Here is a 12,552-nt window from a genome sequence, read left to right on the forward strand (position 1 = left end):
ATGCGAATGATCGTTCTCGATTTATGCGAACGATCATTCGCAGTCAATGGGCTGGCTGGAATACCGCTGACAAAACGCGTGCGACACGGCGGCGCAGCCGGCACGCGACGGACTCAGGAACTCAATGAAATTTACGTCAGCGGAGGCTTTCGCCGGCGGCTCAACCCCCTTTCAGAAGCCGGTTGCATTTCTCAGGTAATTGATCTTAATGTGCAACTGATTGCAATATGCAATCAACACATGAGGAGGGTGCGAATCATGCTGCTACGGGGACAAACCGCGATCGTCTATGGAGGCAGTGGCGCGATCGGCGGGGCAGCGGCCGGGGCGTTTGCCCGCGAGGGTGCAAAGGTCTTTCTTGTCGGTCGTACGCTGCAAAAGCTCGAGGCGGGCGCGGAGGAGATCGTCAGAAAGGGCGGCGCCGCGAACGTTGCGGTCCTCGATGTCCTCGACGAGCGGGCGGTCGAGCACCATGCCGAAGTTGTGGCAAGAGAGACTGGGGGCATCGATATCGCCCTGAACGCGGTGGGCTTTTCCCACGTGCAAGGGACGCCGCTGGCAGGACTTTCTCTCACGGACTTCATGCTTCCGATCGAGACCTACGCAAAGGCGGTCTTCATCACTGCCAAGGCGGCGGCGCGTTTCATGGCGCAAAGAGGCTCGGGTGTCATCATGAACATATCGACGCCAGGATCGCGTCTGCCCGGCATTGGCTATCTCGGCTATGGCGCGGCCTGTGCGGTCACGGAAGGCCTGACCCGGCTGTTGGCCGCTGAACTCGCACCGCGCGGCATTCGTGTCGTTTGCCTGCAGCCCCATGCTATTCCGGAGGCGCTGACAAAGGGCTCGCACAGTAGGCGTGTCTTCCAGCCCGCTGCCGAGCGCGCCGGCCTGACTGTTGAGGAAATGCTTCAAGGTGCGGCGGAAGGAACGCTGCTCAAGCGGCTGCCGACGCTCGGCGAAGTGGCGGATGTCGCGGCGTTCGTGGCGTCCGCCCGTGCCCACGCAATGACAGGCACCGTCGTCAACATGACGTGCGGAGCCTTGGTCTACTAGGAGGATTTTCTCAGCACAACAGTATGAGGCAGCCCACGCCTACCCGAATTTGCCCGTCCGCGGAAAGCCTTTCGGCGCCAGCCGTCCGGCGGAGGCGCGTGAGCCCATCCATTCGATCAGTTCCTCGCGCGTCTTCAGGAAGGTGCGGCCGGCCGAATCCTGCCAGCTGAGCCCCGCCCCCATGGCAAACAGCTTCACGTCGAGCACGCCGCCATCCTTGTATTTCTGCAGGCGAACGCCCTTGCCGCGGCCCATCTCCGGAACATCTGCCAACGGGAAGATCAGCATCTTGCGGTTTTCGCCGACGATGGCGATGTGGTCACCGTCGACCGGCACGCAGCGTTGCGCCTCGTCGGGCGCGCGCACATTCATCACCTGCTTGCCCTTGCGGGTGTTGGCCGCCACCTCGGCCTCAGGCACGACAAAGCCGTTGCCCTCATGGCTGACGAGCAGCAGCTTGCGCCCAGGATTGTGGACGAAGGCGGTGACGATGTCCTGGTCGTTGTCCATGTCGACGATGATACGGATCGGCTCGCCATGGCCGCGCCCGCCCGGCAGCCGGTCGGCGCCGATCGTGTAGAATTTGCCGCCGGTGGTAAAGACGATGATCTTGTCGGTGGTCTGCGCTGGGAAGGCGAGCTTAAGGCTGTCGCCTTCCTTAAAGGTCAGCTGCGACAGGTCGGAGAGATGGCCCTTCATCGCGCGCAGCCAGCCTTTGGCCGAGACCACCACCGTTACCGGCTCCTTCTCCACCATGGCGTGGTGGATATCGGTCAGGTCATGGTCGGGCGCGTCGGCGAAGGTCGTGCGGCGCTTGCCGAGCGGTGTATGCGAGCCGAACTTGTCGCGCACCTTCTCGACTTCCCAGCGGATCGTCTTCCACTGCTTGGCGTCTGAAGCAAGCAGCGCCTCGATCTGCGCCTTCTCCGCCGAGAGCCCGTCGAACTCCTTGCGGATCTCGAACTCCTCCAGCTTGCGCAGCGCACGCAGCCGCATGTTCAGGATCGCCTCGGCCTGATTGTCGGTCAGGTCCCAGCGGGCCATCATCACCTGCTTGGGCTCGTCCTCCTCGCGGATGATCCTGATCACCTCGTCGATGTTCAGATAGGCGATCAGATAGCCGGCAAGGATTTCCAGCCGGCGCTCGATCTCGCCAAGGCGGTGGCGCGAGCGGCGCAGCAGAACGTCGCGGCGATGCTCCAGCCATTCCTGCAGCACGCTTTTCAGCGACAGCACATTCGGCACCTTGCCGCGCGACAGGACGTTCATGTTGAGCGGGAAGCGACTTTCAAGCTCGGTCAGCTTGAACAGCGATTCCATCAGAAGCGCGGGATCGACGGTACGGCTCTTCGGCACCAGGACAAGGCGGATGTCTTCCGCGCTTTCGTCGCGGACGTCCTCCAGCAGCGGCAGTTTTCGCGCCACCAGAAGCTCGGCGATCTTCTCGATCAGCCGCGCCTTTTGCACCTGGTAGGGAATTTCCGTGACGACGATGTTCCAGGTACCCCTGCCCTGGTCCTCGGTCTCATAGCGCGCCCGCACGCGAAAGCCGCCGCGGCCGGTCTTGTAGGCCTCGACAATCGATTCCCAGCTGTCGACGATGATGCCGCCGGTCGGGAAATCCGGGCCGCGCACCATGTTCTCGTCCGCATCGTCCGGATGCGGCTCCTTGGTCATCAGATCTTCGACCGTCGCATCCGGATGATCGATCAGGTGGAGTGCGGCCTTGCAGAGTTCGGCGGCATTGTGGGGCGGGATCGAGGTCGCCATGCCGACGGCGATGCCCGACGAGCCGTTGGCCAGAAGGTTCGGGAAGGCGCCGGGCAAGACCACCGGCTCCTCGTCTTCCTCGTTGTAGGTGGGGCGGAAGTCGACGGCGTCCTCGGTGATGCCGGCGAGCAGTTCTGTCGCCACCTCGGTCATACGCGCCTCGGTGTAGCGCATGGCGGCTGCGAAATCGCCGTCGATATTGCCGAAATTGCCCTGCCCGTCGACCAGCGGATAGCGCACCGCGAAATCCTGCGCCAGCCGCACCAGAGCGTCGTAGATCGACTGGTCGCCGTGCGGGTGGAACTTGCCCATCACCTCGCCGACGATGCGGGCGCATTTGGCAAAGCCCTGGTCGGGGTTCAGCCGCAGCAGCCGCATGGCGTGCATGATGCGGCGATGGACCGGCTTCAGCCCGTCGCGGACATCGGGCAGCGCCCGGTGCATGATGGTCGACAGCGCATAGGCGAGATAGCGCTCCTCGAGCGCCTTCTTCAGATCGACCGGTTCTATTGCGTCGCCGCCGCCGGACCCTGGCGGCAAAAGCCCTTTTCCCATGGCGTGCAGTTAGCTTAGCCGGCGATTCGCGGCAAGAGGAGGCTTACCGGAACGGTCTTTTCACCGTGCGCAAGCGCCAATCTTGCCTTTTTCCGCGAATTTCGACCAATGTGTTGCGATGCGCCTTCATCCGGTCCGGATGATACGCGATAGAGAGGCGCAACAAGATTCAAAGACCAGTCTCAGGGAACACACCGATGACCATTCGCCGTCACGTTTTCCACAAGCTTGCCGTTTCGACATTCCTTTTGACGATCCCGCTGCACGCGGCTTACGCGCAAGACGCCAACGCTGTCGCCGAGCGCTTCAAGAAGGCGCTCGCGGATCAGGGCATGAACTTCACCTGGACGGGCATAAGCGGGGATGCGTCGTCGCTGGCGCTCGAAGGCGTGTCCTTCACCCCCACCGGCCAGACCGAGTCTGTGGCGCTGGGCAAGATCACCTTTGACGGCATCACCGAGCAGGATGGCGGTTACAGGATCGAGACGATCACCACCGAGCCGTACAGCATGACGCAGGAAGGACTGACGTTCGCCGTCAGTCCCGCGACTTTTACGGGCTTGACGCTTCCGCCCGAAGGCTCGACCGACCCGGTCGCCGCCATGGCCATGTATGAAAGCATGGAAATCGCCAGTATCAGCGCCAAGATGGCCGACAAAACCCTGTTTTCGCTCGACAGTCTCTCGTTCGAAATCACCCCGCCGGCAGACGGCGCCGCCCTTGAATTCACCGGTTCGGCCAAGAAATTCACCGCCGACCTTACCCAAGCCGAGGATCCACAAGCCAAGGCGGTCATAGAAGCGCTGGGCTACCAGACCATCAACGGCAATTTCGAGATGGCGGGATCCTGGCAGCCGAGCGACGGCCGCATGGGCCTGACGCAGTATGACATCACCGTTGACGACGCCGGCACGCTGGGGTTCACCTTCGACCTCGGCGGCTATACACCTGCATTCCTGAAATCGCTGCAGGATCTCCAGAAGAAGATGGCAGAACAGCCCGCCGACGCGGACAATTCGGCGCAGGGCCTGGCGATGCTTGGCCTGATGCAGCAGCTGACCTTCCACGCGGCGAATATCCGTTTCGACGACGATTCGCTCACCGGCAAGGTGCTGGATTATGTAGCCAAACAGCAGAACATGAAGCCCGAGGACATTGCCAACCAAGCCAAGGCGATCGTGCCGTTCCTGACGGCGCAGCTCAACAATCCGGAACTGTCGGCTCAAATCACCGCCGCCGTCGGCAAATTCCTCGACGATCCGCAGAGCATCGAAGTCGTAGCCGCACCGCCGGCGCCGGTGCCGTTCGCGCTGATCGCCGCCGGCGCCATGGCGACGCCGCTCGACCTGCCCAAGACGCTCGGCGTCACCGTCATCGCAAACGAAGACGGCGAATAGGCTGACTGTTCAGGGTCTTCCCAACAAAAAGCCCGGCTCTGCAGCCGGGCTCTTTGTTTCCAGTGAATAGCTTGCGCGGCTTTCCTAAGATTCTTTCTTGGGCGTGGCGACGCGAAGGCTGAGCTCCCGCAATTGCTGCGGCGTCGCTTCGGAAGGCGCGCTCATCAGAAGATCGTATGCCTGCTGGTTCATCGGGAACATCGTGACCTCGCGCAGATTCTTTGCCCCTACCAGCAGCATGACCACGCGGTCGATGCCGGCCGCCATGCCGCCATGCGGCGGCGCCCCGTACTGGAACGCGCGGTAAAGGCCGCCAAAGCGCTCCTCGACGATTTCGCGCGACAGCCCGACCATCTCGAATGCCTTGACCATCGTTTCGGGCAGATGGTTGCGGATGCCGCCGGAGGCGATCTCAAAGCCGTTGCAGACCATGTCGTACTGGAACGCCTTGATGCCGAGCGGCTCCTGGCCCGTCAGAGCTTCCATGCCGCCCTGCGGCATCGAGAACGGGTTGTGGGCAAAGTCGATGCGCTTCTCGTCCTCGTTCCACTCGAAGAACGGGAAGTCGACGATCCAGCACAGCTCGAACCGGTCGCGGTCGACGAGGTTCAATTCCTCGCCCGCGCGGGTGCGCGCAGCGCCCGCAAACGACACGAACTTCTTCGGATCGCCTGCAACGAAGAAGGCCGCGTCGCCCTCTTCCAGGCCGAGCTGGATGCGGATCGCCTCGGTCCGCTCATCGCCGATATTCTTTGCGATCGGGCCGGCGCCTTCGAGCCTTTCGCCCTCTTTGCGCCAGAAGATATAGCCCAAACCCGGCTGGCCCTCGCCCTGCGCCCAGGAATTCATCCGATCGCAGAAAGCCCTGGAGCCGCCTGTCTTCGCCGGAATGGCCCAGACTTCGGCTTTCGCATCGCCGGCCAGAATGCCCGCGAACACCTTGAAGCCCGACCCGCGGAAATGCTCCGAGACATCGTCCATGACGATGGGGTTGCGCAAATCCGGCTTGTCGGTGCCGTATTTGCGCATCGCGACATCGAAAGGAATGCGCGGGAAATCCTGCGTCACCGGCTTGCCGTTGGCAAAGGCCTCGAAGACGCCGCGCATCACCGGCTCCATCGTCGAAAGCACGTCTTCCTGCTCGACGAAGCTCATTTCGAGGTCGAGTTGGTAGAATTCGCCCGGCAGCCGGTCCGCGCGGGGGTCTTCGTCGCGGAAGCATGGCGCGATCTGGAAATAGCGGTCGAAGCCGGAAACCATGATCAGCTGCTTATAGATCTGCGGCGCCTGCGGCAGCGCGTAGAAATTGCCGGGATGGATGCGGCTCGGCACCAAAAAGTCGCGTGCGCCTTCCGGGCTCGACGCCGTCAGGATCGGCGTCGAAAATTCCGTGAAGCCCGCCTCGCCCATGCGACTGCGCATCTCGGCGATGATTTTCGTCCGCGCGACGATGTTCTTGTGCAGCGTGTCGCGGCGCAGATCGAGGAAGCGGTATTTGAGGCGGATGTCCTCGGGATAATCCGGCTCGCCAAACACCGGCAGCGGCAGTTCCTTGGCCGCGGACAGAACCTCGATCTCCCGAGCGAACACTTCGATCTCGCCGGTCGGCAGGTTCGGGTTGACTGTGTCGGCCATGCGCGCCTTGACTTCGCCGTCGACGCGGATCACCCATTCGCCACGCACCGTCTCGGCGATCTTGAAGGCCGGCGAATCCGGATCGGCGACGATCTGCGTCAGGCCGTAGTGGTCGCGCATATCGATGAACAGAAGCCCGCCATGGTCGCGAACGCGGTGAACCCAGCCCGAAAGGCGGACGCTCTGTCCGACATCGGACTTTCTCAACTGGGCGCAGTTATGGCTGCGGTAACGGTGCATGATCGAAATCCGGTCCGGAAATGTTGGAGTGGCCGTGCCGGCACGGCGTCGCGCCCGGCTCGAAAATTCGCGCGAAAAGCGCATGGGAGGCCCTGTTTGTCAAGGCAAAGCAGCGGGAGGTCGCCAAAGCTTCAGCCCCTTGACGCTCCGGCCGTGAACGACCGCGACGATCAGCACGTGATCCGGCTGCTCCTTGTAGATCGCGACATGGCTGCCATGCTCGTGCCGGCGCTGGACCAGCAGGCGCGCCGGTTGGGGCATCGCCAGCCCTGCGGCTTCGGCCTATAGAGGAACCAGACACTTCCTTGCTCGTGGCTTCATGTCCTCTGTCCGCCCGCTGATACCCCTCCTCATCGCCGCGGGCATTCTTCTCGGCGGCAACGGGCTGCAAGGCACGCTGATTGCGCTCCGCGGCGCCTCGGAAGGCTTTTCCTCCTCGACGATCGGCTTCATGGGCACGGCCTATTTCGCCGGCTTCCTGCTCGGCTGCGTGTTCATAACGCGGATCATGAAGGCAGTCGGCCATGTCCGCTCGTTCTCGGCGCTGGCGGCAATCGCGTCCGCCGGAACACTGCTGCTCGTCCTGGTCATCGATCCCATAATGTGGTCGGCGGTGCGTTTCGCGTCCGGCTTCTGCTTCGCCGGCCTGTTTACAATCATGGAAAGCTGGTTGAACTCCGGCGTATCCAACCACGATCGCGCCCGCGTCCTGGCGCTTTACCGCATCATCGACATCGGCTCGGTCACCGGCGCACAGTTCCTGATCCCGGTCTTCGGGGCGGACGGCTTCGCCATCTTCGCCATCATGTCGATCTTGATCACGCTTTCGCTGGTGCCGGTCTCGCTCGGCGACCGCTCAAACCCGACGCCACCCGAAAGCGTCAAGCTCGACCTCGCGCGGGTTTGGCGCATTTCCCCGCTCGGCTGCATCGGCTGCATCGCTATCGGGGTCACCAACAGTTCCTTCCGCACGCTGAGCCCCGTCTATGCCGAGCAGATCGGCATGAACGTCACTGACGTGGTGACCTTCGTCAGCGTCGGCATCGTCGGCGGCGCCATCATCCAGTACCCGCTCGGCTATTTGTCCGATATCTGGGACCGCCGCATGGTGCTCCTCTTGACGACGATCGGCGCGCTCGCCTCGGCGCTGTCCCTGGTCTTCTTCGCCGGCAGCGACGCATTGATCAATTTCGTCATCGTTTTCATATTCGGCTCTTTCGCCATGCCGCTGTTTTCGCTGTCGGCCGCCCACGCCAACGACCGCGCCGGCAAGGACGAGTTCGTTCTGGTGAACGCGGCCCTGATGCTGTTCTATTCCTTCGGCGCGATCAGCGGGCCCATCTCGGCGTCATGGTTCATGCAGAATTTCGGTCCGCACTCGCTGTTCATCTTCTCCGCGCTTGTCTACGCGGTCCTGATCTTCATCATCCTCTACCGCATGCTGGTGCGCTCGGCCGTGCCCGCCTCCAAGCGCGGGCGCTTCATCGCGCTGCTCCGCACCTCCCCCATTTTTGCCCGGTTGGCCCGGCGCAATGGCGGCGGCGACAAGCCTGCGGACTAGCCGCAAACGGCGGTTACGCTTGACGAAAGCCTTCGCGGCTGAAATGGAGACAGACCCATTTTGAAGCCAAAGAGCCTTCATGCACGTCATAAAGACCCAGAATGAACTTGAAACGGCCGTCGCCGCGCTTGAAAAGTCGAGCTTCGTGACCGTCGACACCGAATTCATCCGCGAAACCACCTATTGGCCCGAGCTCTGCCTGATCCAGATGGCCGCCCCCGGCGTCAGCGCGCTGGTCGACCCGCTTTCGCCCGACATCGACCTCGCCCCGTTCTTCGCGCTGATGGCCAACGAAGCGGTCACAAAGGTTTTTCACGCCGCGCGCCAGGACATCGAGATCGTCTTCCATCTCGGCGGGCTTCTCCCCCATCCGGTTTTCGATACCCAGGTCGCGGCCATGGTCTGCGGCTTCGGCGACAGCGTCTCCTACGACCAGCTGGTGCAGCGCATCACCGGCGCGCATCTCGACAAGTCGTCGCGCTTCACCGACTGGCGCCACCGGCCGCTGTCGGACAAGCAGCTCGAATACGCACTGGCCGACGTAACCCATCTGATCGAGGTCTACCAGCACCTGAAGACGCAGTTGGAGCGCGACGACCGCGCTCACTGGCTGAACGAGGAAATGGAGGTCCTGACCTCGCGCGAGACCTACGATCCGCATCCCGACGACGCCTGGAAGCGGCTGAAGATGCGGCTGAGAAAGCCGGTCGAACTGGCGGTGGTTCAGGGTGTGGCGGCCTGGCGCGAGCGCGAGGCGCGCGAACGCAACGTTCCGCGCGGCCGCGTGCTCAAGGACGATGCAATCTATGAGGTGGCCCAGCAGCAGCCGCGTGACGCCGCGGCCTTGGCCAGGCTGCGGACCGTCCCGAAAGGCTGGGAGCGCTCGTCCACGGCGACCGCGCTGCTCGAAGTGGTCAATGCCGCTCTCGCCATGCCGAAGGAAAGCATGCCCAAGCTGCCGCGTTTCACGCAGGCTCCCGAAGGCACCAGCGCCGCCGCCGAACTGTTGAAGGTGCTGCTGCGCCAGGTCGCCGAACAGGAGGGCGTGGCCGCAAAAGTTCTCGCCTCGGGCGACGACATCGACCGCATTGCCGCCGAAGGCGAAGCCGCCGACGTGCCGGCCATGCATGGTTGGCGGCGCGAGGTTTTTGGCGATATGGCGGTGCGGCTGGTCCGCGGCGAGATCGCGCTCAAATTCGACCGCAAGAAGATCGCGGTGTTCGAGACGGGGCGTTAGTTCAGGCCGTCCCGCCGACCATTCGTCTGCTGTTTGCACAACCAGAGACTTATCCAGTTGCACAGAGACTTATCCGGTTGCGCCTTTGAAACGCGCTGCGGGCTGCTTCGGCTATTCCTTCTTCGAAGCGAGCCCTTCGAGTAACGCAAGATCATGCAGGATAAGCCTTCTCCCGCGCCTTTCGATGAGCCCCCTCTTGGCGAGAGTGCTCATCTCGCGTGAGATCGCCTCTCGGTGGGTGCTTATACTTGCCGCCAACTCGAAGTGCGTAGGCGCCGGGCTCAGGGAGACCTGGCCATTTACGGACCCGATCTCTTCTGCGCGACGCAACAGTTCAAGGATCAGGCGTTTGCGAACGACCAGAGTACTGAACTCGAAAACCCTGTCGGTCATGCGCCGCAACTGAGCCGACAAGTGCTCGAGAAGCACCCAGGCGAAAGTCGGATGGTTGATCACAATGTCCCGGAATGCCGCCCCGGTCAGTCGCGCAACGCGGGTTGGCTCAAGCGCAACGACACTGGCCGAGCGCGCTTTCCCATCGATCCCGGCCAATTCCCCAAAAATTTCACCGGGCGCGATATCGCGATACGCAATCTCCCTGCCATCCTCCGAAAACATTGTGACCCGAGCCCGTCCCGCCAGCAGGAAGAAGACGTCCCGATCACTATCGCCGTGCGCGATGATTAACTCATTGTTCTGATAGCTGCATTCGCTCCATCGCTGGGCAATGGCGGCGAGATCGGCATTGCCCAGCTTCGACATGAAAGCAGGCGAAGCTGTCACGGCGGTGTACCCTTCGTTGTTCGACCGAGTGTACTTCCCCTGGCTCGCTCCTGAAAGGAAATTGATCGCCGTCGCAACATTGCGGGTGGCGAGCGGCGATTTTTGCGAATTGCTTTCGAGGGTGTGGGAATCCTCACAGACCAAACGGACACCACCGCCTACCCTGATCTCGTATCAACGCACAGGTCTCGCTAGCCAACATCGAGGCCAATGATGGAAAGGACCGGTGTCATGAAACTCCTGGCTCCCGTCATGCAACTGGTATCAGCGGTTCGCGAATTCGTGGCGCCGCGCTATCGCCCCGAGCTGCACTATATGCGGGGCCCGGGACCGGCCTTCGCCCGTCGCATGACCAAGCAGTCCATCGACCGCTACGTGTAGCCTCGTTCGCGATCGCTGCGACTTTACCGCCCACATTCCCGTCAATTCACGTGAAGGGACGATCTGATGATGGGTAAGTTTCTTTTTATTGCCGTCGGTCCGATTCGTAATTGGTCCCGCCGTCGCGCTGAGCAAAAAGCCATGTGGCTAGCAACGGATCAATTGAGCCGTTCACCGGATGAGCTTCTCAACGACATCGGCATCTTACGCGATGAAATCACGCGCGCTTCTCAAAGCAGACGTTTGCCGTAGTCACCGACGGTCAAACACCCTGCCGTTCGTCAAAAGCCGCCCGGATAATTCGGGCTTTCGCGCGTGATCGTCACATCGTGCGTGTGGCTCTCGCGCAGGCCCGCATTGGATATGCGCACGAAGGTCGCTCTCTCGCGGAAATCAGCCAGGTCGCGCCCGCCGACATAGCCCATGGCCGCTTTCAGCCCACCGGCGAGCTGGTGCAGCACGCCCGATACCGGTCCCTTGTAGGGCACCTGGCCCTCGACGCCCTCCGGCACCAGCTTCAGCGTGTCGCGCACCTCCGCCTGGAAGTAGCGGTCGGCCGAGCCGCGCGCCATCGCGCCCACAGAGCCCATGCCGCGATAGGCTTTGAAGGAGCGGCCCTGGTAGAGATAGGTCTCGCCGGGGCTTTCGTCGGTTCCGGCCAGCAGCGAACCGATCATCGCAGCGCCCGCGCCTGCGGCAAGTGCTTTGGCGAGATCGCCCGAATATTTGATGCCGCCGTCGGCCACCACCGAAACGCCCGCCTTCTCCGCCGCTTCCACCGCCGACATGATCGCCGAGAGCTGCGGCACGCCGACACCGGCGACGATGCGCGTCGTGCAGATCGAGCCCGGTCCGATGCCGACCTTGACCGCGTCCGCGCCGGCGTCGATCAGCGCCTGCGTGCCGGCGGCAGTGGCAACGTTGCCGGCCATGATGCGCACCGAATTGGAAAGCTTTTTCGCTCGCGTCACGGCATCGAGGACGCGCTGCGAATGGCCGTGCGCCGTGTCGATCACCAGGAGGTCGACGCCCGCATCGATCAGGCGCTCGGCGCGCTCGAAGCCGTCGTCGCCGACGCTGGTAGCAGCCGCCGCGCGCAGCCGACCCTGACTGTCCTTGGTGGCGTTCGGATTGAGCTGCGACTTCTCGATGTCCTTGACAGTGATCAGGCCGACGCAATTTCCGGCCTTGTCGACGACCAGCAGCTTTTCGATGCGATGTTGGTGCAGAAGCCGCTTGGCCTCGGTCTGATCTACAGTCTCCTTCACCGTGATCAGGTTCTCGCGGGTCATCAGTTCATAGACCTTCTGGCCCGGATCGGTGGCGAAGCGCACGTCGCGATTGGTCAGGATGCCGACGAGCCGTCCGACCTTGTGACCGCCGGTGCCGCCATTCTCCACCACCGGAATGCCGGAAATCGAGTAGGTGCGCATGAGCGCCTGCGCGTCCGCAAGCGTCGCGTCCGGCCCGATCGTGACCGGATTGACCACCATGCCGGATTCGAACTTCTTGACCTGGCGGACCTGCTCGGCCTGTTCGGCCGGCGAGAAATTGCGGTGGATGACGCCGAGCCCGCCGGCCTGCGCCATGGCGATGGCGAGCCGCGCCTCGGTCACAGTGTCCATGGCCGCCGAAAGGATTGGGATGTTGAGGTCTATATCGCCGGCGACGCGGGTGCGCACATCGGTTTCGCCCGGCATCACTTCGGAATGGCCGGGTTGCAGCAGCACGTCGTCGAAGGTCAGGGCTTGCGAGCCGGTTGCCGTTTCGATGATCTTTGCCATACCAAGCCCTCAAATAGGTGAAGCCGGCGCTCAAGCCCCTTGGACTGCGCCGACTCGTGATCTTCCCTTGCAGGATTGGCAAGGGCTGGTACCACGTAAGTGGCGCGATGAAAAGCCGAACCGATGCGCCGCAGTGTCTCAGTCCGACATTCC

General features: G+C 62.7%; 11 protein-coding genes. 6 read left to right on the top strand and 5 right to left on the bottom strand.

Annotated elements, in window-relative coordinates:
- Positions 1–6: 6 nt before the first annotated feature.
- Positions 7–1,056: an SDR family oxidoreductase gene (locus ABVK50_RS14805; protein WP_353640843.1), complete on the top strand. Its 1,050-nt coding sequence runs from the start codon at positions 7–9 to the stop codon at positions 1,054–1,056.
- A 39-nt stretch (positions 1,057–1,095) separates the two neighbouring features.
- Here ABVK50_RS14805 and parC read toward each other — a convergent pair whose 3' ends face one another.
- Positions 1,096–3,381, bottom strand: a complete 2,286-nt coding sequence (gene parC, locus ABVK50_RS14810; protein WP_353640842.1) for a DNA topoisomerase IV subunit A — start codon at positions 3,379–3,381, stop codon at positions 1,096–1,098.
- A gap of 197 nt (positions 3,382–3,578) precedes the next feature.
- Here parC and ABVK50_RS14815 point away from each other — a divergent pair, with 197 nt between their 5' ends.
- A complete protein-coding gene (locus ABVK50_RS14815; RefSeq protein WP_353640841.1) occupies positions 3,579–4,778 on the top strand; it encodes a hypothetical protein in 1,200 nt (399 codons plus the stop codon).
- A gap of 84 nt (positions 4,779–4,862) precedes the next feature.
- Here the strand turns inward: ABVK50_RS14815 and aspS are convergent, their stop codons facing one another.
- Both aspS and ABVK50_RS14825 read right to left on the bottom strand, forming a co-directional pair.
- A complete protein-coding gene (gene aspS / locus ABVK50_RS14820) occupies positions 4,863–6,653 on the bottom strand; it encodes an aspartate--tRNA ligase (RefSeq protein WP_353640840.1) in 1,791 nt (596 codons plus the stop codon).
- A gap of 99 nt (positions 6,654–6,752) precedes the next feature.
- The gene (locus ABVK50_RS14825) at positions 6,753–6,914 is read right to left on the bottom strand and encodes a hypothetical protein (protein ID WP_353640839.1); all 162 of its coding nucleotides are present in this window, start codon (positions 6,912–6,914) and stop codon (positions 6,753–6,755) included.
- A 58-nt stretch (positions 6,915–6,972) separates the two neighbouring features.
- Between ABVK50_RS14825 and ABVK50_RS14830 the strand changes: the two genes are divergently transcribed.
- The gene (locus ABVK50_RS14830) at positions 6,973–8,214 is read left to right on the top strand and encodes an MFS transporter (protein WP_353640838.1); all 1,242 of its coding nucleotides are present in this window, start codon (positions 6,973–6,975) and stop codon (positions 8,212–8,214) included.
- A 79-nt stretch (positions 8,215–8,293) separates the two neighbouring features.
- Positions 8,294–9,451, top strand: coding sequence for a ribonuclease D (rnd, locus tag ABVK50_RS14835; protein ID WP_353640837.1), 1,158 nt, complete (start codon positions 8,294–8,296; stop codon positions 9,449–9,451).
- Between the two features lie 111 nt (positions 9,452–9,562).
- On the opposite strand, the gene ABVK50_RS14840 is transcribed toward rnd, so the two are convergent.
- Entirely contained in the window at positions 9,563–10,378 is an 816-nt protein-coding gene (locus ABVK50_RS14840; RefSeq protein ID WP_353640836.1) for a Crp/Fnr family transcriptional regulator, read from the bottom strand.
- Positions 10,379–10,465: 87 nt separating this feature from the next.
- Between ABVK50_RS14840 and ABVK50_RS14845 the strand changes: the two genes are divergently transcribed.
- Both ABVK50_RS14845 and ABVK50_RS14850 read left to right on the top strand, forming a co-directional pair.
- Positions 10,466–10,615: a hypothetical protein gene (locus ABVK50_RS14845; protein ID WP_353640835.1), complete on the top strand. Its 150-nt coding sequence runs from the start codon at positions 10,466–10,468 to the stop codon at positions 10,613–10,615.
- Positions 10,616–10,681: 66 nt separating this feature from the next.
- Complete coding sequence (locus tag ABVK50_RS14850) at positions 10,682–10,867, top strand: hypothetical protein (protein ID WP_353640834.1); 186 nt, start codon at positions 10,682–10,684, stop codon at positions 10,865–10,867.
- A 29-nt stretch (positions 10,868–10,896) separates the two neighbouring features.
- Here ABVK50_RS14850 and guaB read toward each other — a convergent pair whose 3' ends face one another.
- Positions 10,897–12,399 carry an IMP dehydrogenase gene (gene guaB / locus ABVK50_RS14855; protein WP_353640833.1) on the bottom strand — a complete coding sequence of 501 codons (1,503 nt, stop codon included), beginning with the start codon at positions 12,397–12,399 and terminating at the stop codon, positions 10,897–10,899.
- Between the last annotated feature and the right edge of the window lie 153 nt (positions 12,400–12,552).

The sequence above is a fragment of the Mesorhizobium sp. WSM2240 genome (genome assembly GCF_040438645.1).
Classification (GTDB): domain Bacteria; phylum Pseudomonadota; class Alphaproteobacteria; order Rhizobiales; family Rhizobiaceae; genus Allomesorhizobium.